Source organism: Arthrobacter pascens (genome assembly GCF_030816475.1).
GTDB lineage: Bacteria > Actinomycetota > Actinomycetes > Actinomycetales > Micrococcaceae > Arthrobacter > Arthrobacter pascens_B.
Genome location: NZ_JAUSXF010000001.1, coordinates 2,042,025 through 2,065,212, shown reverse-complemented (window position 1 = coordinate 2,065,212; position 23,188 = coordinate 2,042,025). Strand labels below are relative to the sequence as shown.

The window sequence follows — 23,188 nt, the reverse complement described above, 5'->3', positions numbered from 1 at the left end:
ACCCTCATCGTAAACCGCCTGAGGACGCTCAGAAACCCTGGGCGTCGAGGATAGCGTCTTCCTCTTCCTCTGCGGTGGGCCTGCCACCCCTTCGCCGTGCTGGAGTACGACGGCGTGGTGCAGCGGCCGTTGAATGCATGGGTTCCAGCCCGGCTTCTTCGGCGTCCAGGGCGTCCTGGGCATCGATGGCGGCATTGCGGGCCTGCTGCCTGGCGGCATAGCCGAACCCCACGAACATGAGAATGCCGAAGGCGAACCACTGCAGCGAGTAGGAAAGGTGCGTGCCTTCATCGGTGTCCGGCATCGGGAAGGCGGCGGGCATGTCAGGAACCGGGGGAGTCTCCGAGGCGAGCAGGCCGTAGGCGCCGGTCAGGAGCGGATAGCCGAGTTCGCCGGCGTAGGTGGGAAGGTCAATGGAGGCCAGCTGGCCGTCCGGAGCGCCGCGCTGCAGCTGCGGCTCGCCGGGTTTGAGCCGGACGATGGCCGTCACCTCACCGGAGGGAGGCGCGGGCACTGAGTCGGGACGTCCGGGCGTCTTGTTGCCGATGGGCAGCCATCCCCGGTCAATCACCACTGTCTCGCCGGTATCCAGCCTGAAGGGAACCACGACTTCATAACCGGGCTGGCCGTTGAGGGTACGGTTCCGCACAACCCTTTCGCCCTCAGTGTCGTACCGGCCTTTGAGCTCAACCTGGGTCCACTCCCTCTCAGGGTCCATATTCCTGAACTGATCCCGGGCTTCGCTGAAGGGGATGGGAGCGGAGGAATAGTTGGATACCACGCGGTTGATTTCGGCGAGAGTCTCGGCCCTGCGGTCCATCTGCCAGCGCCCCAAAAAGACGCAGCCCGCCGCGAAGATGGCGGCAAGCAGCAGATATCCCAGCCATTTGCTGGAGAAGAGGAAACGGTACATTCAGAAATCCTGCCCGATGGGAGCCGATGACGTGTCCGGCACCAGCGCCAGGGTTTCTTTCCATAGGCCGCGCGTCTGGAGATAGTCCTCAAGCCAGGCGCGGTGCTCACCGCAGGCGAGCCAGATCTTGCGGCGTTCCGGCGTATGGATCTTGGGGTTGTTCCAGAGAAGCTGCCAGGACGCCTCCGAGCGGCAGGCCTTGCGGGAGCACGTCGCCACCGCCGGCTCCGGACCGTCAGCCCCGGCTGCCAGGTCGAAGATCTTCATGAAGCGCGCCGTTCCTGTTCCGGGCCCGTTTCGTCCCCGTCGTCGTCAATGACTTCTCCCTGCAGGACCGGGGAAATTCCGTCGTCCTCCTCGGTGGGCCAAGCAGGGGCCTCGAGTTCCGCCAAGGGCGCGGACTCTAGGAGTGAATCACTGTGGATCTCCGCCTTGTCGCTGCCGTTGGCGATAATGACTGCAATCCATGGCAGGAATACCGCACCGGCAACCATGACGATCTTGAACCAGCCGTCCACCACAAAAATGAGGATGAGGCATACCAGCCGGATTCCCATGGCCAGGGCGTACTTGACCATACGCTGGTGCATGTCCTCGGAATGGGCCGCCGCGGCGTCGGTAATCGAGTGGACGCCCGAATCTCCGGAGAACCGCTGAGGATCTCCAGGCACAGGCTGTCCGGCATGGTTTTCAAGGGTCACGGCTGATTCATCACGCTCCAAAGGCTTGCCTCAATTCTCTCACCATCGGCAGTGGCACCCAAACGGCGGCTAAGATCGGAGGCAGCAAAAATCTCACCCTTCCTACCGCGGCGCTGCGCGCCGCAGAATTCCGGAGCGATTAATGTCTGAAGCAGTCACCGCGTCCCGCAGCGTCCTGATCACGGGAGGCAACCGCGGCATCGGACTGGCCATCGCCGAGGCGTTCCTGGCGAACGGCGACAAGGTCGCCGTGACGTACCGTAGCGAGTCCAAACTGCCCGAAGGGATTCTTGGCGTTAAAGCCGACGTCACAGACGAAAAGTCAGTGGATGCGGCATTTTCCGAGGTGGAAGCGGCGCACGGTCCTGTGGAGGTTCTCGTGGCCAACGCCGGCATCACCAAGGACACGCTCCTGCTGCGCATGAGCGAGGACGATTTCACGTCCGTAATAGACACCAACCTCACCGGCGCATTCCGTGTCATCAAGAGGGCATCCAAGGGCATGATCCGGCTGCGGAAGGGCCGCGTGGTCCTGATCTCCTCGGTCTCCGGGCTCTACGGTGCTCCCGGACAGATCAACTATTCGGCGTCCAAGGCCGGACTGGTGGGCATCGCGCGCTCACTGACCCGCGAACTGGGATCCCGCGGGATCACGGCCAACGTCGTCGCGCCGGGGTTCATCAACACTGACATGACGGCAGAACTTCCGGAGGCGACCCAGAAGGACTACCTCTCAAAGGTTCCGGCCGGGCGGTTCGCTGAATCCTCAGAGGTGGCCAATGTGGTCCGCTGGATTTCCAGCGATGAGGCAGCGTATATTTCCGGCGCGGTCATCCCGGTGGACGGCGGACTGGGCATGGGCCACTAGCGTTTCAATACGCTTCCGTGAGGTGGCTGGCAAGACATTCTTTGTCGGGGTCATACAAGCGGATCCGCGGGCTGCGCTGGCATGATGGACTGCAGACCCAGAACAATTTAGACGTTTCGAACAAGGGAGCCCATATGGGACTGCTGGACAACAAGACCGCCATCGTGACCGGATCATCGCGCGGTATCGGCGCCGAAGTGGCGAAGAACCTCGCAGCCGAAGGTGCCGCCGTCGTCGTGAACTACCGCCAGAAGGCGCCTCGCGCCAACAAGGTGGTTGCCGCCATTGAAGCCGCCGGCGGCCGCGCCACGGCCGTAGGTGCCGATCTCACCACCCAGGAAGGCGTGCAGGCCCTTGCCAGCGCCGCCATGGAGAATTTCGGTTCGCTGGACGTCCTGGTGCTCAACGCCTCCGGCGGCATGGAATCGGGCGTGGAGGACGACTACGCGCTCAAGCTCAACCGCGACGCGCAGGTCAACATGCTCAACGCCGCCGTTCCCCTGATGCGGGAGGGCTCCCGCGTGGTCTTCGTCACCAGCCACCAGGCCCATTTCATCAACTCGGTTCCCACCATGCCGGAGTATGAGCCGGTCGCCCGCAGCAAACGTGCCGGCGAGGACGCACTGCGCGAACTTTTGCCGGCCCTCGCGGACAAGGGAATCTCCCTGGTGGTTGTGTCAGGCGACATGATTGAAGGCACAGTGACGGCGACCCTTCTTGACCGTTCCAGCCCGGGCGCCATTGAGGCCCGCCGGGCCGAAGCGGGCAAGCTCTACTCCGTTGAAGAGTTTGCCGAGGTGGTGGCCGGCATGGTGACCGCCGACGTCGAATCGGGCCACACCGAGTACGCCGGCGGCGCCGACTACTTCGGCAAGAGCGCCACCTAAGACCGATCCGAACAGGCTTCGCGGCGATGTCCCTTCCGGGCATCGCCGCGAAGTGTCAGCGCGCGGCCGTCGAGACGTCAGACGCCGGCGATGTGACGCACGGCGTCGAGGTAAGGCATGTTGAGCGCGGAATCGGCAACGGCCCGGACGGCAGGCTTTGCGTTGAACGCGACGCCGATCCCGGCGGCGCCCAGCATGTCCAGGTCGTTGGCTCCGTCACCTACGGCGATGGTGTGTTCCATCGCGATTCCTTCGGCGGCGGACCATTCCCGCAGGTACTTCTCCTTCGCCGCACGGTCGATGACCGCACCAAGCACCTTGCCGGTGAGCGCACCGTCCACAATCTCGAGTTCGTTGGCGATCCAGTAGTCCAGGTCAAGCTCCTCGGCGATGGGACGGAGGATCTGGTTGAAGCCGCCCGACACCACGGCCACCACATGGCCGGCCGCCCGGAACGCTGCCACCAGTTCCGCGGCCCCCTCGCTCAGCTTCACTTCAGCCCGCACGGCGTCGACGACGGCGGCCGGCAGTCCGGCGAGCACGGCCACGCGGGCGTGGAGGCTCTGGGCAAAGTCGAGTTCGCCACGCATGGCGGCTTCAGTCACAGCAGCCACTTCCTCCCGTTTCCCGGCGTAGGCGGCCAGCAGTTCGATCACTTCCTGCTGGATCAGCGTCGAGTCAACATCCATGATCAGGAACTTGCGGGCTGCCGAGCGCAGCCCGCCCGGGACAATGGCGGTGTCAAATCCGTCACGCGCGGCCTCTGCCACCGCCCGACGGAGGGCATCGATCCCGGCTGAGGTGGCATCGGCCAGTGCCAGGTCAGCAGTGTGGACCTCATAGCGGCTGTCGCCGGCCTGGGATTCCGACTGGAGGGTCGCGCCGGATTCAGTGAGGAGGGAACGCAGTGGCTCCAGCTCCGCGGAGGTCAGTTTCAGGCCATAGCTGACCGCAGTCACGTTCGAAGTCATGCCTGCAATCTTAGTCAGCGCGGGAGCACTGCCCGAATTCGCTGCGCCGAGTGCAGGTGCTCAACGGTTCAACGCGGGGCACCTGGTATCAGTTATCAGTCCTCCGCCGTTTTGTCCTAGTGTCTACTCCTATGAGTGATGTTCTTGAACTGGCCGCCGTCAGTGTTGTCCGGGGAGCCAAAACGCTCCTGAACAAGGTGGACTGGCAGGTCAAGGAGGGCGAACGCTGGGTCATCCTGGGCCCGAACGGTGCCGGTAAGACCACTCTCCTGCAGATTGCCGCGGCCCGGCTGCACCCCACCAGCGGGATGGCCGGCATCCTGGAGGAAATCCTGGGCGCGGTGGACGTGTTTGAGCTCCGTCCCCGCATCGGCCTCTCCTCCGCAGCCCTTGCCACCCAGATCCCTGAGCATGAGAAGGTCCTGAACGTCGTTGTCACCGCTGCCTACGGGGTGACCGGCCGCTGGCGGGAAGGGTATGAAAAGGACGACGAGCGGCGGGCGTTCTCGCTGTTGAACGAGTGGGGCATGGGGCCGCTGCTCAACCGCCCCTTTGCCTCCTTGTCAGAAGGCGAGCGGAAGCGCGTACAGATCGCCCGCGCCCTCATGACCGATCCTGAGCTCCTCCTGCTGGACGAGCCTGCCGCCGGCCTTGACCTGGGCGGCCGCGAGGACCTCGTGCACCGGTTGAGTGAACTGGCCCGGGATGAATCGGCGCCCGCGATCGTCCTGGTCACCCACCACCTCGAGGAAGTGCCGCCGGGCTTCACCCACGCCATGCTGCTCCGCGACGCCAACGTCGTCGCTGCAGGCCCCATCACCGGGGTGCTGACAGCCGAAAACCTGAGCCAGACCTTCGGACTCGACCTGGATGTGACGGTCAACGCGGGCCGGTACACCGCCACCGCACGCCGCTAAGCCGCAGCACCCCGGACGGTGGATCTCCTCGGCAGCGTTATTGTCTTCTTTGCCGGCCTATGGGCTGGAACCATCAATGCCGTCGTCGGCTCCGGCACGCTGGTGACCTTCCCGGTCCTGATCGCGCTGGGTGTCGCACCGGTAGTGGCCTCCATGAGTAACGCCATGGGACTCGTGGCCGGCACCGCGGCCGGCGCCTGGGGGTACCGGAGGGAGCTCAAGGGGAGGGGCCTGCAGCTGCTCAGGCTGCTCCCGGCCTCGCTGCTGGGCGGCATCTCGGGCGCATGGCTCCTCCTCCACCTGCCCGAGACAGTCTTCCACTACGTGGCGCCGGTGCTGCTGGTCCTGGCCCTGCTGATGGTGGTGTTCCAGCCGCGGCTCCAAACCTGGGTGCGCAACCGCGAAGAGAATCCCGAGCATGCCATCCGGGACAAGCGCCACGGAGTGCTCCTGGTGGTCCTCGTCTACCTGGCCGGTGTCTACGGCGGCTACTTCGTGGCGGCGCAGGGAATCCTGCTGGTGGGAATCCTGGGCGTATTCCTCACGGGAACCATCCAGAACGCGAACGCGATGAAGAACATCCTGGTGCTGGGCGTGAACCTGGTCGCCGCCATCTCCTATCTGCTGTTCGCCTTTGACCGGATCAACTGGCTGGTAGTACTCCTGATCGCCGTGAGCTCCACGGTCGGCGGGCTCTTCGGCTCCAGGATCGGCCGGCGGCTCTCCCCGGTAATACTGCGGGCGGTCATCTTCGTCCTCGGGCTCGTGGCCCTGGCCGTCATGATCGCCAATCTGCTGAAATAATCAGCCGGTGACAATCCACTACCTTGAATCTGCTGCGGACCCGCGCGTCTCGGACTACACGCAGCTGACCGATGTGCACCTGCGGAAACTCCGTGAACCCGCCGAGGGCATGTACATCGCCGAGTCTTCGCGCGTACTCCGCCGCGCCCTGGCCGCCGGCCACAGCCCCCGTTCGTTTTTCCTCGCGGAGAAGTGGCTTGATGACCTGCAGGACGTCCTCAACGCCTACCCGCAGGTGCCCGCCTTCATCGGCAGCGCCGCACTGCTCGAGGAGATCACCGGGTTCCACCTGCACCGCGGCGCGATGGCAGCCATGCAGCGGCCCGCTCCCGTGCCGCTCAAGGAACTGCTCCGCGGAGCCCGCCGGGTGGCCGTCCTGGAGGACATCGTGGACCACACCAACGTGGGAGCCATCTTCCGCTCGGCAGCGGCGCTGGCGATCGACGCCGTGCTGATTTCGCCGCGATGCGGCGATCCGCTGTACCGGCGCAGCGTCAGGGTCAGCATGGGTACTGTCTTCCAGGTGCCGTGGGCGAGGCTGGAAAGCTGGCCGGAGGACCTTGCGCTGCTCCGGGACGAGGGCTTCACCGTCGCCGCATTGGAACTGACACCGGACGCCGTGGACGTCGATGAGCTGGCAGCACGCAATCCGGACCGCCTTGCCCTGGTGCTCGGCACCGAAGGTGCCGGCATGAGCGCAGGGACACTCGACGCCGTCGACCTTGCCGTCAGGATCCCCATGCGGGCCGGCGTCGACTCGCTCAACGTGGCTGCCGCATCCGCTGTGGCATTCTGGGAGCTCAGGACCCGTCCCTAGGCGGACCGTGGAGTTCGTCAGCGCCCGCCGCATCAGCTATCATTGATAGCTGGCCGCCCTGCGTCTTCTGATGCAGGAAACTGCCGTCCCATTCATACCTGGCAGCTGGCAAAATCCAGCTGTGCGAACAAAGGTCCCATTATGAAGTCTGATATCCACCCGAAGTACGAAGCTGTTGTTTTCAACGACCTGGCTTCCGGCGTCAAATTCCTGACCAAGTCCACCGTGTCTTCCAAGAAGACCATCGAGTGGGAAGACGGAAACACCTACCCGGTCATCGACGTCGAAATCTCCTCCGAGTCCCACCCGTTCTACACGGGCAAGCAGCGCATCATGGACTCCGCAGGCCGCGTCGAGCGCTTCAACGCTCGCTTCAAGGGCTTCGGCGGCAAGAAGTAACCCACTTCCCCCCAAGGTTCTTTGGAAAAGCCCGCACCGGCAACGGTGCGGGCTTTTTGCGTTTGCTGGATATGCGTCACCGTGCGCCGAAGCTGTTTTGCGGCACGTGTTTTGCGGCAGGATGGAAGGCATGACCCAGCATGAGTCCGGCCCCGTCCCCGGCGACCACAGTTTGCCGCACACTTTCCCGGCAAGCCACCATGGCGAGTACAAGGTGCCGGGCGGCAAGTTGGTGGTGGTTGACCTGGACGTCGTCGAAGGCATCCTCGCTAACGTCTCCCTCAGCGGTGATTTCTTCCTGGAACCCGACGAAGCGCTGCTGGACATCAACCGCGCCCTCACCGGCCTTCCGGAAACGACGACGGCGGCAGAACTTTCCGCCGTCGTGACGGCCTCATTGCCGCCCGCAGCAGCCCTGTTCGGCTTTTCCGCCGACGCCGTAGCCGTCACCGTCCGCCGGGCCCTGGCAAGGGCCACCTCCTGGGGCGACCACCATTGGAACATCGTTGCCCCCACGGTGCTGCCGACGGCCGTCAACGTGGCCCTGGACGAGGTTTTGACGGAGGAAATCGGAGCCGGCCGCCGCAACCCCACGCTACGGTTCTGGGACTGGGAGGAACCCTCTGTCGTGATCGGAAGCTTCCAGTCCGTCCGCAACGAAATAGACCCCGACGGCGTGGCCCGGCACGGCATCACCGTTGTCCGCCGGATCAGCGGCGGGGGAGCGATGTTCATGGAGGCAGGCAACTGCATCACCTACTCCCTGTATTTTCCGCAGACCCTGGTGGACGGCATCAGCTTCGCGGACTCCTACGCCTTCCTGGACGCCTGGGTGATGGCCGCGCTGGAGAAGCTTGGCATTACCGCCTTCTATGTTCCGCTCAACGACATCGCCACGGACCAGGGCAAGATCGGCGGTGCGGCCCAGAAGCGCCTCGCCAACGGCGGCATGCTTCATCACGTCACCATGAGCTATGACATCGACGCCGACAAGATGGTCGAAGTGCTGCGGATCGGCAAGGAGAAGCTGTCCGACAAGGGCACACGCAGCGCCAAGAAACGGGTGGACCCCCTGCGCAGGCAAACCGGCCTGGCCCGGACTGAGATCATCGCCGCGATGATGGAGGTCTTCACGGAAAGGTACGGGGCCACGCCTTCGGAGCTGACCGCGACGGAACTCGCCGCCGCGCGGGAGCGGGTCGCAACCAAATTCGGCACCCAGGAGTGGCTGAACCGGGTCCCCTAAGTCCCGCTACGCCGTGTTGACCTCCGGGTTCGATGCGCAGGGACTGCCCCGGCGCAGTGAGCCCCGGCTTCACTGCGCAGCGGGGTACGACAAAGGCGCAGGTGCATTTAGGAGCGCAGCTGGGCCGTCAGGGCGCGGCGGAGGTGGCTGCGCTGCTCGACAACGATCCTGCGCAGCGCCGGCGGGGCATCTGCATTGGTTTCCAGCCAGGCATCCGTGCGTAACACCACTGGATGCTGCTCCGGCATGGTCCCGGCGGGCAGGTCCTGGGCGAGGGGATAAAGTCCGCGGACGATCCGGCTGGCGATCTCGATGCTTCTCCTGTCCCAGACGTCCCGGAGGCAGCCGAAATAGGGTTCAACGTAGGGTTCCAGCAGTGCACTTGGCGCAGTCATGAAACCGGCGATCGTGGCGCTGAGGAGCTGGTTGGACAGCTCCTCAGACTGGACGGCTGCACGCCAGGCTTCGGCTTTTACCTCTGGATCCGGGCGGGCTGCCAGGGCTGTTGCGTGGCCGGCCCGGCCGGAGGCGGTGGTGTCCCTGCCAAGTTCCGCATCAAGCTCGCCGGAGCTGGCCTGTCCGTTGGCCGCGAGCGCGTGCCAGATGTTCCAGCGCAGCTCGGCGTCAACAGCCAGACCCTCGGCGACGGCGGTGCCCTCCAGGAGGCTTCGGAGCAGGGGGAGGAGGGACGCGTCCCGGCGGCTGACCGACGCCAATGTCCGCGCCCACGCCAGCTGGTGGTCCGAGCCCGGGGCAGCGCGGCCCACCTGGGTTTCTGCGGAGGCCAGGAAGGCTGCCCGTACCCCGTTCCGGCCAGAGGCGGGGGTGTAGCGTTCGACGGCGGTCGAGGCGTTGTCGAGGATGTTCAGCAGGACGCCGATCCCCGTTTCGGACGGGCCGAATGCCCTGACCGCGTCAACGTAACGGGACGCGGGGCTCTCGCCGTCCCGTGCCGAGTTCCACAGCGCGGTCCAGCAGAGCGCGCGGGCCATCGGATCCGTGATCCTGTCCAACGATTTGAGCACCGCGCCCTCGGACACCGGGTCCAGGCGCACCTTCGCGTAGCTGAGGTCGTCGTCGTTGACAAGCAGGAGGGCGGGCCGGGGCTCACCGGTGAGTTGGGGCAGCTGTGTCCGGGCTCCCGCAACGTCAGTTTCCACGCTGCGGGTCCGGACCAGGGCGCCGCCGCCGTCATAGTTGTAAAGCCCCACGCGGAGCCGGTGGGGGCGGGGTTCCTGGCGGCCGCTGACGGGGTCCTCCGCGGCCTGGATGATCGACACAGCGTCAAGGAGGCCGTCGCGTGCTTCTGTTTCCACCGACAGGGTGGAAATGCCGGAGGTCTGCAGCCACTGGGCCGCCCACCCGCCAAGGTCCCGCCCGGATGAGCTGCTCAGAGCCTTCAGCAGGTCGGCCAGGGTGGTGTTGCCGTATGCGTGGTCGCGGAAGTATTGCCGGGAGCCCGCGATGAAGGCGTCAAAGCCCACATAGGCCACCAGCTGCTTGAGCACCGATGCGCCCTTGGCGTAGGTGATGCCGTCGAAGTTCTGCTTGGCGGCCTCGAGGTCCGGGATGTCGGCCACGATCGGGTGGGTGGTGGGCAGCTGGTCCTGCACATACGCCCATGCCTTCCGCTTGTTGGCGAAATTCACCCACGCGCTGTCCCAGTCAGTGGCGCGGTCCACGGCCAGGGTGCCCAGGTAGTCGGCCAGCGATTCCTTCAGCCACAGATCGTCCCACCACTGCATGGTGACCAGGTCGCCGAACCACATGTGTGCCATCTCGTGCATCAGGGTGTTGGCCCGGCCCTGGTACTGGGAATCCGTTGCGCGGGAGGTGAAGATGTAGCTCTCGGTGAATGTCACCAGCCCCGGGTTCTCCATCGCACCCAGGTTGTATTCGGGGACGAAGGCCTGATCGTATTTTCCCCAGGGGTACGGAAAGTCGAACAGGCGGTTGAAGAAGTCCAGGCCGCTCTTGGTCAACGTGAACAGCTCGGCGGTGTCAAAGGACCCGGCCATGGATGCGCGGCAGTAAAGTGCCAGCGGCACCTCCAGCTGCCTGCCGTCGTCGAGCGTCCCCTCCCACCGGTCCTCCGCCTTGAAGTACGGCCCGGCCAGGATGGTGGTGATGTACGTGGACATGGGCAGGGTGGGAGCGAAATCCCAGCGGCTGGTAGCCGGATCGCTGGCCAGCCGGGTACGTGCGGCTTCCATGCCGTTGGAGGCAACTTCCCAGTCCGAAGGTGCCGTGACGTGGAAAGTGAACTCGGCCTTGAGGTCGGGCTGTTCGAAATTGGCGAAGACCCGCCTCGCGTCAGCAGGCTCATATTGCGTGTAGAGGTAGCACTGGCCATCGGCCGGATCCACGAAACGGTGCATGCCCTCGCCGGAGCGGCTGTACACGGCGGTACCAGTGACCGTCACCTGGTTCTCCGCCTGCAGGTTGTCGAGCCGGATCCGCGCACCGTCCACAACATCGGCTACCCGCAGCCCTTTTCCGTTGAGGAAAACGCTGTGAACCCCGCCGCCGATGAAGTCCAGGAAGGTGGACCCGCCCTCGGTTGCGGAAAAGTTGATGACGCTGCGGCTCGTGTACCCCTCGACGTCAGGATCTGCGGCCTGGCGGACGTCCAGTGAGACATCGTAGGTGTGGGTGGTGATCAGGGCTGAACGCTCGGCGGCCTCGTCACGGCGCAGATTCTCATTGGACACCCCGCTATCTAATCACGGCCTCAGGCGGTCACGGCCAGGGCAGCCGCCAGGCCCAGGAGCGCGATCAGCAGCCAGGCGACCAGGGCGGCCAGCAATGCCCGGGAACCTGTGTGCAGTAGCGTCCGGATCCGTACTGCTGACCCCAGCCCGAACAGCGCCGCTCCCAGCAGGATGTCCTGGAACCCGGCCCCCGCATCAAGCCATCCCGGGGCCAGCACGCCCGTAGAGCGGAGCCCCACCATCGCCATGAACCCGACGACGAACAGCGGCACGACAGGCGGAAGCACTCCCTCTGTGGACGCCGCAGCCCCGACACCGCCCGAGGCCGCCCGCTGCGCCGCCTCCTCACGGTGCCGCCTGCTGGTGCTGCGCCGCTGCTGCACGCCCGCCAGGGCCACCATGGGGGCCAGCAGCAGCACGCGCGTGAGTTTGACGACGACGGCGATGCCCAGTGCCGCCGTACCGGCGGTCTGCGCAGTTGCCACTACCTGGCCGACATCGTGGACGGAGGCACCTGTCCACGCCCCGAACGTCCGCGGGCTGAGTTGGAGGGGGTGCACCAGCAGCGGAAGCACGCCGATGGCCAGCGTTCCGCACAGCGTTACGAGCGCCACAGGCAGAACGGTGTCCACATGGCGGATCCGCCGCACGGCCGCCATGGCCCCGATAGCCGACGCGCCACAGATCGAAAATCCGGTGGCCACTAGGAGCGAGGTCTCCTGCGGGAGGCGGAACAGCCGGGCGATGAGATAGGTGCCGGCAAAGCTCACCACCACCACTCCGGTCACCAGAAGCAACGCCAGCCATCCCAGGCCCAGGACATCCACGATGCTGACCTTGAGGCCCAGCATCACGATTCCGGCACGCATGAAATGCTTTCCGGCGAAGTCGAGTCCGGGCCTGGCCCGGCCGGCTATCCAGACAGCTGTGCCGGGCAGGTTGGCCGCCAGCAGGCCCAGGACGACGGCGAGTGTCATGGCGGGCAGGACGGGGACCAGTGCGTGGACCGCGAAGGCGGCGGCCAGGGCGACGGCGGCGGTAAGCAGGCCGGGAAGGAGGCGGTCCGCATCGGCACTCCACCGACCGTGTTTTCCGCCGCTCCGTCCACTAAGCTCTCCGTCTCCGGAGCTTCCGCGGCTTCTATTCACTGGCACTCACCTACTTTGCCGGAAAGGACACGCAATCCACGAACCGGAGATACCCGCCGAACACGCCACAATGGATGGCAGTAATGATTTCGAAACAAAAAGATGGTTGGCTAAAGGACATGTCAGACCTATTCCAGGATTACTCGGAGGCCGCGGGGAGAACCGGCGCCTACGACGAGATGTTCGCCCCAGGCCAGGAAGCGCGCGAGTCGTACGCCCAGGTGGCGGATGCCCTGCGCCGGCTCTCGCTGGCCGATGTCAGCGCCCGGGCGGACTCAATGGCACGGACCTTCCTGGACCGGGGCGTGACCTTTGACTTTGCGGGGGAGGAGCGGCCCTTTCCGCTCGACATCGTTCCCCGGGTGATTCCTGCGGACGAATGGGACGTGCTGGAGCGCGGAGTGGCCCAGCGCGTGCGGGCCCTTGAGGCATTCCTGGACGACGTGTACGACAAAATGAACGTCGTGACGGACGGTGTGATTCCGCGCCAGCTCGTGACTACCAGCGCACACTTTCATCGCCAGGTCCATGGGTTCGAGCCGGCAGGCGGCGTCCGGGTCCATATTTCCGGCATCGACGTCGTCCGCGACGCTGCCGGCACGTTCCGCGTCCTGGAGGACAACGTCCGGGTTCCCTCAGGCGTCAGCTACGTCCTGGAAAACCGGCGGGCCATGGCCAAGGGCCTGCCGGAGGCATTCGGCCAGCAGCTCATCCGGCCGGTGGAAGAGTATCCTCGCCGGCTGCTGTCCGCCCTGCGCAAGACCGCCCCCTCCGGCGTCGACGATCCCACCGTCGTGGTGCTCACCCCGGGCGTCTTCAACAGCGCCTACTTTGAGCACACGCTGCTGGCCGGCCTGATGGGCGTGGAACTCGTCGAGGGCCGGGACCTCATCTGCCGCGGCAACCGCGTATACATGCGGACCACTGCCGGCGAACAGCGCGTGGACGTGATCTACAAACGGATCGACGATGAATTCCTTGACCCGCTGCAGTTCCGCTCGGACTCCATGCTCGGCTGCCCCGGCCTGGTCAACGCCGCCCGGGCAGGAGGCGTGACCATCGCCAACGCCGTGGGCAACGGCGTCGCGGACGACAAGCTCGTGTACAGCTACGTGCCGGACCTCATCCGCTACTACCTGAGCGAGGAGCCCGTCATCGCGAACGTGGACACGTTCAGGCTCGAGGAAAAAGAAGCCCGGGAATACGTCCTCGACAACCTGGCTGAACTCGTGGTCAAACCCGTGGACGGCTCCGGAGGCAAGGGACTGGTGATCGGGCCTGACGCTTCCAGCGACGAGCTCGAGGCGCTGCGCCGGCGGGTCATTGCAGACCCCCGGGGGTGGATCGCACAGCCGGTGCTGCAGCTCTCAACCGTTCCCACGCTCAGCGGTGATAAGTTCGGTCCGAGGCACGTGGACCTGCGCCCCTTCGCAGTCAACGACGGCGACGACGTCTGGGTCCTGCCCGGCGGCCTCACCCGGGTGGCGCTGAAGGAAGGCTCGCTGATCGTGAATTCGAGCCAGGGCGGCGGCTCCAAGGACACCTGGGTGCTGGCGGACTCGCCGCAGGTCCCGGTGGAGAGACTGCCGCGCCAGTCCATTTCCATCCGTGAGCGGGTATCTGTATGGCCCGTTGAAAGCAACTGGCGCGACCGCCAGTCGGAGCAGCAGCAGTGAGCCGGGATGGCATTCCGGCCGTTCCATCCACAGACACTTTGGACCCGCAGGAGGTAGCCGCGAATGCTTAGCCGTATTGCTGAGTCCCTTTTTTGGATCGGACGCTATGTTGAGCGGGCCGACGGAACTGCACGCATCCTGGACGTGCACCTTGAGCGCCTGAACCACCTGCCCATGGAAGAGCGCCGGAGTGTGGCGCAGGAACTGCTCGCCGTGATGGGGGCCCGGCCGGAGAGTGAGGATTTCGGCCTGCCCGAACTGCTCCACGCACTGGCCTACGACAAGACCAGCGCCACCTCAATCGCCGGTTCGCTGGGCGCCGCGCGTGAGAATGCCCGCCGCGCCCGCGAGACGGTGTCCTCCGGTCTCTGGGAGAGCCTCAACACCACCTACTATGGCCTGAGCCAGCACCGCAAGGACGTGGTGGGGACCTACCGGTTCTGCAACTGGACCCTCGAGCGGACAGCGATGGTGAGCGGCCTCGCCGACACCACAGTGAGCCATGACGAAAGCTGGCTCTTCCTGGTTCTGGGCCGGTCCCTGGAGCGCGCGGACATGACCGCGCGCATGCTCTCCACCCGCGATGTCCTCTCCGCCGGCATGTCTTGGGTCAACATGTTGCGCTGTGCAGGCGCCTATGAATCCTTCCTGCGCACCCGGCGGGCGGCTTTCGGCGACCAGCATGCCGCCGAATTCCTCCTGCTGGACAGGCTGTTTCCGCGCTCCATCGTCTACGCGCTGCGGGACGCCGATGAGTGCCTCGCCAAACTGGACCCCTCGGCCCAGCGGGTGGGTTTCATCAACGATGCTCGCCGGATCGTGGGCCAGGCCCGGACCTTCCTCGAGTTCCACCGGACGGACGATCTGATGTCCGAACTGCCGGAGCACATGGAAAGGGTGCAAAAGGCCGTCTCGCAGGCCTCCGATGCGATTTCCCGTAAGTACTTCAATCAGGCGGACGAACTGGCCTGGGTGGGAGAAGTTTCATGACCCGGCTGAGCATTGTCCACAGGACGGCCTATAAATACAACAAGCGCGTCACGCTGTCCTACAACGAGGCCCGCATGACGCCACTGACCGACCCGCAGCAGGTGGTCCTGGAGTCCGTACTCAAGGTATCGCCGTCGCAGGCTGCAGTGAGCAGCTACCGGGACTACTGGGGCACCAGGGTGACGGCGTTCGACATGCAGATGCCGCATGAGCACCTTGAAGTCATCTCCAACATCACTGTCGAGGTGCACCGGGCGGAGAAGATTCCTTCCGAGGCCGACATCGCCGGCTGGGACCTGTTGTCCTCCCCGGAGACCCTGAATACGTTCAGCGACTGGCTCCCGCAGTCCCAGCTCAGCGGGCCCGGCGACGAAGTGCTGGGCATCATTCCGGGCGTGGTCGAAGGCAGGAACCCGCATGAGGCCGCGCTGGCCATCTTCGAGTGGATGCGCGGCGAAATGACGTACATGTCAGGTTCAACGGCCGTCACCACCAACGCCGAGGAGGCCTGGGGGCAGCGGCAGGGTGTCTGCCAGGACCTGGCCCATCTCGCCATCGGTGCCCTGCGCAGCTGCGGCATCCCGGCGCGCTACGTTTCCGGGTACCTGCACCCGCGGTCGACGGCGGACATCGGCGAGACGGTGGCCGGCCAGTCGCATGCGTGGCTGGAATGGTGGGACGGCGGCTGGCGCAGCTGGGACCCGACCAACCACAAACCGGCCGGTGACTACCATGTGACCGTCGCCAGGGGCCGGGACTACCGGGACGTGCCGCCGTTGAAGGGCATCCTGTCCGGTGGCGGCGGGTCGGCACTCAGCGTCAGCGTGGAGATCACCCGGCTCGCGTAGGTTGCGCCGGGAGGCAGCCGCCTCTTCCTCTTACCAGGGGCTGGGCTTGTAGTCCTTCAGGAAGACGCCAAACTGGTCTTCGCCGTGCTCACCCATGACGATCGGATCATAGACCCGGGCCGCGCCGTCAACGAGGTCAAGCGGGGCATGGAACCCCTCCTCCATGAGCCGGACCTTGGTGAAATGCGGGCGCTCATCGGTGATCCAGCCGGTATCCACGGCCGTCATCAGGATTCCGTCCGTGTCCAGCATTTCCTGGGCGCTCGTCCGGGTCATCATGTTCAGCGCGGCCTTGGCCATGTTGGTATGGGGATGGCCGGGGCCCTTGTACGCCCGGGAGAACTGGCCTTCCATCGCTGAGACGTTGACAATGTATTTCCGCCGGGCCGTCGAGCGTTTCATGGCCTCGCGAAGCCTGCTGACCAGCAGGAACGGAGCGGTCACGTTGCAGAGCTGGACCTCCAGCATTTCCAGGGGATCAACCTCGTCCACCACCTGCGTCCAGCTGTTGATGGTTGCGAGGTCCGGGACCAGTCCGCCGGCGTCGATCGCCGTCCCGGAGGCTATCCGCTCGAGCGAAGCCGAACCAGTGGAGAGCGCCAGGGACGTGATGGCGTCGCCGGCAAGGACCGGATGTTCCGTGACAGTGGTGGCCAGAGCGAGGGGGTGCTTGTCGTGCGCATGGCCGAAGGTCACCAGCTCCGGCCCGCCGTTGGCTGCCTCCAGCGCCGCCGGGAGCGGCTCGTCCTCGGCGTCCACCAGCGGCTTATAGGCGTTGCCCGACCTGCGTACTGTCTGGGCCGCGTTGTTGATGATGATATCCAGGGGGCCCGAGGCGTTCAGCGAATCCGTCAGGGCCATCACCTGGGACGGATCACGGAGGTCTATTCCCACGATCCGGAGCCGGTGCAGCCAGTCCCCGCTGTCCTCCATGGCAGCGAAACGCCGCGCGGCATCCTTGGGGAACCTCGTGGTGATGGTGGTGTGCGCTCCGTCCCGCAGCAGGCGCAAGGCGATGTACATCCCGATTTTCGCCCGCCCGCCGGTCAGCAGGGCGCGGCGCCCTGTGAGGTCCGTCCTGGCATCGCGCTTGCCGTGGTTGAAAGCGGCGCATTCTGGACACAGCTGGTGGTAGAAGGCGTCCACCTGGGTGTAGTGCTGCTTGCAGATGTAGCACGGGCGGGATCTGATGAGATGCCCGGCCACCTTGCCGGTGGCTGACGTCTCCAGCTTGTTGCCGCGTGTCTCATCGTCGATGCGGTCCGGAGCGGCCGTGGCTGTCTGGGCTATCACCGCCCGGTCGGCTTCGGAAATCAGGTCGCGCTTGGTCACCCGCCGGTGCCGCTTGACAGCTTTGAACATTTTCCCGGTTGCACGGCGCACCGAGACGTAGTCCGGGTGTTCCTCGTCGTAGGCGTGGATGCTGTTCAAAACCTTGAGGCAGGCCTGGATTTCCTCAGGCGTCAGATCGGGAGAGCTCATTGTCCCGATTTTACAGCCTCAGGGGTCCTGGCCCGTCTTCCCGCCGATATCCGCCGCCTTCTTCGGCCGCCCCTTCGACCTTTTCTTCGACCGCTAAGGGCCTGCGTCAGGAATGCAGCGCACCCTGCGGAGTGTGTGAGGCACCCGCCCGCGCCTCAGCCGCCTGTTCCACCGATTCCCGGGCCTCCGGGTAGTTGGCCGTGGCCGCCTTGACCGCGTTGGGAACGAGGTGCAGGTTCTTCGCCGAGAGAGCGCGTTCCTCGTCTCCAGGTTCCGGGACTTCCTGGCCTTTGGACAGTACCGTGATGCCTGACTCCGTGACCTTGAAGCCGCGGGCCCGGTCCAGGTCCGCGTCCAGCCCGATAGCGGCGCCCGCCGGAACCTTGACGTTCTTGTCGATGATGGCCCGGTTGACCACAGCCCCCTCACCGATATTGACCTTGTCCATCAGGACGGAGTCGATGACCCTGCTGCGGGTTCCCACGAAAACGTCGTGCGAGAGGACGGAGCCTTCGACGATGCCGCCGGAGATGACCACGCCATTAGCCACGATCGAATCCAGGGCGGTGCCGACGGCATCGTTTTCCCCGCGGACAAATTTGGCAGGCGGCGAAATGGTCTGTCGGGTGTAGATGGGCCACTCGGAGTTGTACAGGTTGAAGACCGGGAGCGGGGAGATGAGGTCCATGTGCGCGTCATAGAACGAGTCGATGGTACCGACGTCACGCCAGTAGGTGCGGTCGCGTTCCGTTGAGCCCGGGATGTCGTTGAGGGTGAAGTCGTAGACTCCCGCTTCGCCCTGGTTGACGAAGTACGGGATGATGTCCCCGCCCATGTCGTGCTTGGTGTCAAGGCGCTCAGCATCGACGTGGAGGGCATCCACCAGGGCGTCGGCGTCAAAGACGTAGTTACCCATGGAGGCCAGGAACTGCGTGGGATCAGCCGCCAGGCCCGGGGTTGTGGAGGGCTTCTCCACGAAAGCCGCTATCTTCTGCGGATCGTCCTGGTCCACCTCGATGACCCCGAACTGGTTGGCCATGCTCAGCGGCTGCCGCACAGCCGCAACAGTGGCCTTCGCTCCGCTCTTCACGTGCTGTTCCACCATCTGGGCAAAGTCCATGCGGTAGACGTGGTCGGCACCAACAACCACCACGATGTCCGGGTTCGCGTCGCGGATCAGGTTCAGGGACTGGTAGATGGCATTGGCGCTGCCCAGGAACCAGCTCTTGCCCACGCGCTGCTGTGCGGGAACAGAGGCCACGTAGTTGCCCAGCTGGGTGGACATCCGCCAGGTCTCGGAGATATGGCGGTCAAGGCTGTGGGATTTGTATTGAGTCAGTACCACGATCTGCAGATACCGGGAATTCACGAGGTTGGACAGCGCGAAGTCGATGAGCCGGTAGCTGCCGGCAAACGGCACACCGGGTTTAGCCCTGTCAGCCGTCAGTGGCATCAGACGGTTTCCCTCGCCGCCAGCGAGGACAATGGCCAGGACTTTTTTATTCAACGGCATCTGGTTGCTCCTGTACGCCTTCGTAACTTCCCCAACAGTCCGGCACGCCCGGACTCCTTCACACTAGAACAGTTCAACCGTAACGACTACCTTGGGTATCGTGCGAATAGACATTGTGACTAAAGAATTTCCGCCGGAGATCTACGGTGGCGCGGGCGTCCACGTGGCTGAGCTGAGCAGGGTCCTCGCCAAGCACGTCGACCTTCAGGTGCGTGCCTTCGGCGCACCCCGCGACGCTGACTACCACGGCGCCGGGGTGACTTCCTATTCCGTGCCTGATGATCTGGGAGCTGCCAATGCGGCGGTCCAGACACTGGGGGTGGACCTGCGGATCGTTCCGGACATTGAAGGCGCAGACCTTGTCCATTCGCACACCTGGTACGCCAACATGGCAGGGCACCTGGCGTCCCTCCTGCACGGGATCCCCCATGTGCTCAGCGCTCACAGCCTCGAACCGCTTCGGCCGTGGAAGGCCGAGCAGCTTGGCGGAGGCTACGCCCTGTCCTCCTGGGTGGAAAAGACGGCGTATGAGGCCGCGGCCGCCATTATCGCCGTCTCCGAGGGCATGCGCCAGGACATCCTGCGCAGCTACCCGGAGGTTGACCCGGCCAAGGTGCGAGTGGTCCACAACGGCATCGACGTCGCGCTGTGGCACCGTGATGAAGGCGAAGACGCCGTACGGGCGCTCGGCATCGATCCGCAGAAGCCAAGCGTGGTTTTCGTCGGACGCAACACGCGCCAGAAGGGGGTGCCGTACCTGCTCCGGGCGGCGGCCAAACTGCCCGCGGACGTGCAGCTGGTGCTGTGCCTCGGGGCTGCGGATACTCCCGAGCTCGCCGCGGAAACCGCCCGCCTGATCGAAGAGCTGCAGAGCCAGCGGACCGGCGTCGTCCTGATCGAACGCATGCTTCCGCGGCACGAGCTTATCCAGGTGCTGAGCCACGCCACGGCTTTCGCCTGCCCGTCAATCTACGAGCCGCTGGGCATCGTGAACCTTGAGGCCATGGCCTGCGGTGCAGCCGTAGTAGCCAGCGCCACCGGCGGCATTCCCGAGGTGGTCCAGCACGGCGAGACGGGCCTGCTGGTGGATCTGGAACAGGTCTCGGACGGAACGGGCACGCCCCTTGATGCTGAGAAGTTCGTGACCGAATTCGCCGCAGCCCTGACCGAAGTGGTCTCCGATCCGGAGCGTGCAAGGGCCATGGGACAGGCGGGCCGCCGACGCGCCGAGGAGCATTTCTCCTGGGATTCCATCACCGAAACAACCCTCGAGGTATACCGCTCCGTGCTTTCCTAGTCCGGAAATACAACGGACGACGGCGCCGCCCCGCTAAAGGGGGCGGCGCCGTCGTGCTTTTCCCTGCAAACGTCAAGCGGCTAGAAGCACTCAGCCCCGGGCCTTGCGTGATGCGGCGGCCGACTTGGCAGCAGACGCCGCCGCGGCCGAACGGGCAATGAGGACTTTCTCGTCCACGGGCGCCTGGCCGCTTGCCCTCTGGGACCGGAGGTAGTCGCGTGCCTCGTCCTGCCTGGTCTTCTCAGCGCCGGTGGCAATCGCTGCGCGGACATGGTCCCGGCCGTAGCCGAAGGCTTCCACGAGGTCCAGGGCATGGGGACGGATCTTCACAAGCAGCCGGTTGATGTAGCCGCCCACCGTCCGGGCCCTTTGCATGGAAAGCCGCCCGTTCATCAGGTACCAGGCCAGGTTCTTCTCGATCAGCGAGAGCCCGAAGAGGTCCCGCAGCCATGTCAGCACGATTTTGGTCCCGGGATCGCTGACGTTATGCAGCGCTTCCGTGAAGGCCTCCCACTGCAGCAGCTCGGCGTGTGCCTGCGCGGCTTCGATCAGCTCGTTCTGGTGCTGGTTGAACAGGGCCGCCCCCTTGTCATGGGACAACCTGCCCGAGCCCTTCAGGGCCGCGCCGGCCTCCGCCACCATGGTCTGCACACGGTCAGTCAGGAGGGCCCGCTGTCCGTCCTCATCCCTGAGCGCCAGGGCAGCCTTCTGCACGGAACCCGTATCCGCCACGAACTGCGCCACCTGCCTCAGTCCTGTGCGGTGGATCGCCACGCCTGTAGCCTGGCCGACCACATACCGGGCCAGCACGCCGAAATCGACGTTCCTGAACTCCTTGGCGTAGTCGGCGAGCAGCCGCTTGGCGACCAGCTGGAGCAGCACGGTGTTGTCCCCTTCGAAGGTGACGTAGACGTCCAGGTCCGCCCGCAGTGAGGCAAAGCGGTTTTCGATCAGGAAGCCTGCACCGCCGCACGCCTCCCGGCACTCCTGCAAGGTGTCCAGCGCGTGCCAGGTGCTGAGCGGCTTCAGAGCAGCAGCGAGGGTCTCAAGGTCCTGCCGGTCCTCGTCCGTGTCGTGGGCACCGGAAAACACGTCGTCGAACTTCTGGAGCAACTGCTCGTGCGCGAACCCGACAGCGTAGGTGGTGGCCAGCCGGGTCAACAGACGCCGCTGGTGCCGCTGGTAGTCCAAGAGGACCTCCTCGTCCGTGTGTGACGAGGCGTTGAACTGGCGCCGTTCGGCGGCGTACCGGACGGCCGCCGTGAGCGCGATCTTGGATGCCGCGACCGCCGCACCGTCCAGCGACACCCGCCCCTGGACTAGGGTTCCCAGCATGGTGAAGAAACGCCGGCCCGGGCTCGTGATGGGGGAGGTGTACGTGCCGTCAGGATCCACGTTGCCGTAGCGGTTGAGGAGGTTGGACCGTGGGACGCGGACATTGTCGAAGTGCAGGCGGCCATTGTCGATCCCGTTGAGTCCGCCTTTGACGCCGTCGTCCTCGCCGCCGATGCCCGGGAGGAATTCCCTGGTCTGCGGGTCGCGAAGGTCCACGTAGAAAGCATGGACTCCGTGGTTGACGCCCTGGGTCACCAGCTGGGCGAAGACCACTGCGCCGAGTCCGTCGATGGCCGCATTGCCGATATAGTCCTTCCACGCCGCGCGGAACGGCGTATGCAGGACAAACTCCTGGGCCGCGGCGTCATAAGTGGCAGTGGTGGCGATGCTGGCAACGTCCGAGCCGTGGCCGGTTTCGGTCATCGCGAAACAGCCCGGGATGTCCAGGTTCATGATGCCCGGCAGCCACCTGTCATGGTGTTCCTCCGTACCGAGATGCATCACAGCCGAACCGAACAGGCCCCACTGGACGCCCGCTTTGATCTGCAGGGAAGGGTCTGCGGTCACAAGTTCCTCGAACCCGGCGATGTTGCCGCCGTGGTCATCTGAACCTCCCAGCGCTGCAGGAAAGGCCCGGTGGACAGCTTCGTTGTCCACGAGGTACTTCAGCTGGCTGAAGGTCCGTGTCCGGTGGTCGGTGTGGGTGGTGCCCTCGATCTTGTGGAGCTCCGGCCGCGCGGCCAGGTCGCGGGCCTGCCGGCGGACGGCGGCCCACTTGCCCAGCAGCTGTTCGCCAAGTGCGGCAACATCCACAGCGGGCTTCCCGGCTCCAGGGTTTGAAGCCCCGACGACGGCGGGCTGTTTTTCCTTGCCTGCGGGGCGGTCCACTACTTCAGTCATGTCGATGTCCTTCGCTGATTCTGACAGGGGTGAGTTATGGGTTTGGTGGTTGCTGGTTGCTGGTTGCTGTGAAGCGCACTAACGCGGCCCGGAGGGGTCGAGCTCCGGAGCGATTCCTACGCACAGCCAGGCTGTGATCTGGCGGGCCATTGCTTCCTGGTCCGGCTTCGCGGGCGACGCCGGGGTGCTGAGCCACTGCTCACCGGCGTTCCTGACGAGGCCGATGGCGGCTGTCGGCCAGTATCCGATTACAGCCTCCTTGCCGTCCCCCAGATGGGCCCGCATGGGAGTGGCGATCATGTCTCCGATGGCATCGAAGAAGTGGCCAAGTGCGCCGGAAATGGCTGCCGATCGCTGCGGACTGTCCGCCTCGCCGGCCGAGTAGCGCGTTACGAAGGTGTAGACGTTCGGGCTGGTCTCGGCCATCTGCAGGTACGCGGAGACCATGGCCAGGAGACCTTCACGAGGTGTCTGGGCGCTTTGCACAGCCTCGCGCATGCGGCGCTGCATCTGGCTGAGGACCACTTCCCCGACGGCCTGCTGCAGGCCTGCCTTGTCCCCGAAATAGCGGTAGAAAACGGATTTCGACGTCCCGGCGGCCGCGGCGATTTCCTCCATTGATGCGTCGCTGCCGAGAGCATGCACAGCCCGCCGGGCGGACTTGATCAGTTCCCGGCGCCGTTCCTCCCGGTGGGACTGCCAGCGGGCAGACCTGCCGTCGGCGCTACCGGCCGCGGCAGGCATTGGCACGTGGTGTGGGGGGTT

General features: G+C 65.2%; 21 protein-coding genes. 11 read left to right on the top strand and 10 right to left on the bottom strand.

What is annotated here, in order from left to right; translation table 11 throughout:
• Positions 1-28: 28 nt before the first annotated feature.
• Genes QFZ40_RS09515 through QFZ40_RS09505 form a run of 3 tightly spaced genes read right to left on the bottom strand, consistent with a single transcriptional unit; the run spans position 29 to position 1,614 of the window.
• The gene (locus QFZ40_RS09515; protein WP_306904071.1) at positions 29-913 is read right to left on the bottom strand and encodes an SURF1 family cytochrome oxidase biogenesis protein; all 885 of its coding nucleotides are present in this window, start codon (positions 911-913) and stop codon (positions 29-31) included.
• Complete coding sequence (locus QFZ40_RS09510) at positions 914-1,180, bottom strand: hypothetical protein (RefSeq protein ID WP_306904070.1); 267 nt, start codon at positions 1,178-1,180, stop codon at positions 914-916. It lies immediately after the preceding gene.
• Positions 1,177-1,614 (bottom strand): DUF3099 domain-containing protein, encoded by a 438-nt coding sequence (locus QFZ40_RS09505; protein WP_306904068.1) that lies wholly within the window; start codon positions 1,612-1,614, stop codon positions 1,177-1,179. Before QFZ40_RS09505 ends, QFZ40_RS09510 begins: the two co-directional genes overlap by 4 nt.
• A 142-nt stretch (positions 1,615-1,756) precedes the next feature.
• Between QFZ40_RS09505 and QFZ40_RS09500 the strand changes: the two genes are divergently transcribed.
• Both QFZ40_RS09500 and QFZ40_RS09495 read left to right on the top strand, forming a co-directional pair.
• Positions 1,757-2,482, top strand: coding sequence for a beta-ketoacyl-ACP reductase (locus tag QFZ40_RS09500; protein ID WP_306904067.1), 726 nt, complete (start codon positions 1,757-1,759; stop codon positions 2,480-2,482).
• Between the two features lie 134 nt (positions 2,483-2,616).
• Positions 2,617-3,369: an SDR family oxidoreductase gene (locus QFZ40_RS09495; protein WP_306904065.1), complete on the top strand. Its 753-nt coding sequence runs from the start codon at positions 2,617-2,619 to the stop codon at positions 3,367-3,369.
• A 77-nt stretch (positions 3,370-3,446) separates the two neighbouring features.
• Here QFZ40_RS09495 and serB read toward each other — a convergent pair whose 3' ends face one another.
• Positions 3,447-4,340 (bottom strand): phosphoserine phosphatase SerB, encoded by an 894-nt coding sequence (gene serB / locus QFZ40_RS09490; RefSeq protein WP_306904064.1) that lies wholly within the window; start codon positions 4,338-4,340, stop codon positions 3,447-3,449.
• Between the two features lie 131 nt (positions 4,341-4,471).
• On the opposite strand from serB, the gene QFZ40_RS09485 reads away from it, so the two are divergent.
• From QFZ40_RS09485 to QFZ40_RS09465, 5 genes are all read left to right on the top strand, one after another.
• Positions 4,472-5,257 (top strand): ABC transporter ATP-binding protein, encoded by a 786-nt coding sequence (locus QFZ40_RS09485; protein ID WP_306904063.1) that lies wholly within the window; start codon positions 4,472-4,474, stop codon positions 5,255-5,257.
• Between the two features lie 18 nt (positions 5,258-5,275).
• On the top strand, positions 5,276-6,061 hold the full coding sequence (locus QFZ40_RS09480) for a sulfite exporter TauE/SafE family protein (protein ID WP_306904062.1): 786 nt from the start codon (positions 5,276-5,278) through the stop codon (positions 6,059-6,061).
• Between the two features lie 7 nt (positions 6,062-6,068).
• Positions 6,069-6,878: a TrmH family RNA methyltransferase gene (locus QFZ40_RS09475; protein WP_306904061.1), complete on the top strand. Its 810-nt coding sequence runs from the start codon at positions 6,069-6,071 to the stop codon at positions 6,876-6,878.
• Between the two features lie 141 nt (positions 6,879-7,019).
• On the top strand, positions 7,020-7,277 hold the full coding sequence (locus tag QFZ40_RS09470; RefSeq protein ID WP_028267311.1) for a type B 50S ribosomal protein L31: 258 nt from the start codon (positions 7,020-7,022) through the stop codon (positions 7,275-7,277).
• 130 nt (positions 7,278-7,407) lie between these two features.
• Entirely contained in the window at positions 7,408-8,523 is a 1,116-nt protein-coding gene (locus tag QFZ40_RS09465) for a lipoate--protein ligase family protein (protein ID WP_306904058.1), read from the top strand.
• Between the two features lie 107 nt (positions 8,524-8,630).
• Here the strand turns inward: QFZ40_RS09465 and pepN are convergent, their stop codons facing one another.
• Complete coding sequence (gene pepN, locus QFZ40_RS09460) at positions 8,631-11,234, bottom strand: aminopeptidase N (RefSeq protein ID WP_306904056.1); 2,604 nt, start codon at positions 11,232-11,234, stop codon at positions 8,631-8,633.
• A 20-nt stretch (positions 11,235-11,254) separates the two neighbouring features.
• Positions 11,255-12,388, bottom strand: a complete 1,134-nt coding sequence (locus QFZ40_RS09455; RefSeq protein WP_373427419.1) for a YeiH family protein — start codon at positions 12,386-12,388, stop codon at positions 11,255-11,257.
• Positions 12,389-12,501: 113 nt separating this feature from the next.
• Between QFZ40_RS09455 and QFZ40_RS09450 the strand changes: the two genes are divergently transcribed.
• From QFZ40_RS09450 to QFZ40_RS09440, 3 genes are all read left to right on the top strand, one after another.
• A complete protein-coding gene (locus tag QFZ40_RS09450) occupies positions 12,502-14,058 on the top strand; it encodes a circularly permuted type 2 ATP-grasp protein (RefSeq protein WP_306904055.1) in 1,557 nt (518 codons plus the stop codon).
• A gap of 63 nt (positions 14,059-14,121) precedes the next feature.
• Positions 14,122-15,048 (top strand): alpha-E domain-containing protein, encoded by a 927-nt coding sequence (locus QFZ40_RS09445; protein ID WP_306904054.1) that lies wholly within the window; start codon positions 14,122-14,124, stop codon positions 15,046-15,048.
• The gene (locus QFZ40_RS09440) at positions 15,045-15,896 is read left to right on the top strand and encodes a transglutaminase family protein (RefSeq protein WP_306904053.1); all 852 of its coding nucleotides are present in this window, start codon (positions 15,045-15,047) and stop codon (positions 15,894-15,896) included. Before QFZ40_RS09445 ends, QFZ40_RS09440 begins: the two co-directional genes overlap by 4 nt.
• A gap of 30 nt (positions 15,897-15,926) precedes the next feature.
• Here QFZ40_RS09440 and QFZ40_RS09435 read toward each other — a convergent pair whose 3' ends face one another.
• Together QFZ40_RS09435 and glgC are read right to left on the bottom strand one after the other, a co-directional pair.
• Entirely contained in the window at positions 15,927-17,378 is a 1,452-nt protein-coding gene (locus QFZ40_RS09435) for an SDR family NAD(P)-dependent oxidoreductase (RefSeq protein ID WP_306904051.1), read from the bottom strand.
• Positions 17,379-17,484: 106 nt separating this feature from the next.
• A complete protein-coding gene (gene glgC / locus QFZ40_RS09430) occupies positions 17,485-18,891 on the bottom strand; it encodes a glucose-1-phosphate adenylyltransferase (protein ID WP_306904050.1) in 1,407 nt (468 codons plus the stop codon).
• 100 nt (positions 18,892-18,991) lie between these two features.
• On the opposite strand from glgC, the gene glgA reads away from it, so the two are divergent.
• On the top strand, positions 18,992-20,188 hold the full coding sequence (gene glgA, locus QFZ40_RS09425) for a glycogen synthase (RefSeq protein WP_306904049.1): 1,197 nt from the start codon (positions 18,992-18,994) through the stop codon (positions 20,186-20,188).
• A gap of 90 nt (positions 20,189-20,278) precedes the next feature.
• On the opposite strand, the gene QFZ40_RS09420 is transcribed toward glgA, so the two are convergent.
• Positions 20,279-22,423, bottom strand: a complete 2,145-nt coding sequence (locus tag QFZ40_RS09420) for an acyl-CoA dehydrogenase family protein (protein WP_306904048.1) — start codon at positions 22,421-22,423, stop codon at positions 20,279-20,281.
• Between the two features lie 78 nt (positions 22,424-22,501).
• The gene (locus QFZ40_RS09415) at positions 22,502-23,167 is read right to left on the bottom strand and encodes a TetR/AcrR family transcriptional regulator (protein ID WP_306906885.1); all 666 of its coding nucleotides are present in this window, start codon (positions 23,165-23,167) and stop codon (positions 22,502-22,504) included.
• Between the last annotated feature and the right edge of the window lie 21 nt (positions 23,168-23,188).

Coding starts and splice junctions, on each gene's coding strand:
- QFZ40_RS09515 (WP_306904071.1), bottom strand. CDS start 913: ATGTACCGTTTCCTCTTCTCCAGCAAATGGCTGGGATATCTGCTGCTT.
- QFZ40_RS09510 (WP_306904070.1), bottom strand. CDS start 1,180: ATGAAGATCTTCGACCTGGCAGCCGGGGCTGACGGTCCGGAGCCGGCG.
- QFZ40_RS09500 (WP_306904067.1), top strand. CDS start 1,757: ATGTCTGAAGCAGTCACCGCGTCCCGCAGCGTCCTGATCACGGGAGGC.
- QFZ40_RS09495 (WP_306904065.1), top strand. CDS start 2,617: ATGGGACTGCTGGACAACAAGACCGCCATCGTGACCGGATCATCGCGC.
- serB (WP_306904064.1), bottom strand. CDS start 4,340: ATGACTTCGAACGTGACTGCGGTCAGCTATGGCCTGAAACTGACCTCC.
- QFZ40_RS09485 (WP_306904063.1), top strand. CDS start 4,472: ATGAGTGATGTTCTTGAACTGGCCGCCGTCAGTGTTGTCCGGGGAGCC.
- QFZ40_RS09470 (WP_028267311.1), top strand. CDS start 7,020: ATGAAGTCTGATATCCACCCGAAGTACGAAGCTGTTGTTTTCAACGAC.
- QFZ40_RS09465 (WP_306904058.1), top strand. CDS start 7,408: ATGACCCAGCATGAGTCCGGCCCCGTCCCCGGCGACCACAGTTTGCCG.
- QFZ40_RS09450 (WP_306904055.1), top strand. CDS start 12,502: ATGTCAGACCTATTCCAGGATTACTCGGAGGCCGCGGGGAGAACCGGC.
- QFZ40_RS09445 (WP_306904054.1), top strand. CDS start 14,122: ATGCTTAGCCGTATTGCTGAGTCCCTTTTTTGGATCGGACGCTATGTT.
- QFZ40_RS09440 (WP_306904053.1), top strand. CDS start 15,045: ATGACCCGGCTGAGCATTGTCCACAGGACGGCCTATAAATACAACAAG.
- QFZ40_RS09435 (WP_306904051.1), bottom strand. CDS start 17,378: ATGAGCTCTCCCGATCTGACGCCTGAGGAAATCCAGGCCTGCCTCAAG.
- glgC (WP_306904050.1), bottom strand. CDS start 18,891: ATGCCGTTGAATAAAAAAGTCCTGGCCATTGTCCTCGCTGGCGGCGAG.
- QFZ40_RS09420 (WP_306904048.1), bottom strand. CDS start 22,423: ATGACTGAAGTAGTGGACCGCCCCGCAGGCAAGGAAAAACAGCCCGCC.
- QFZ40_RS09415 (WP_306906885.1), bottom strand. CDS start 23,167: ATGCCTGCCGCGGCCGGTAGCGCCGACGGCAGGTCTGCCCGCTGGCAG.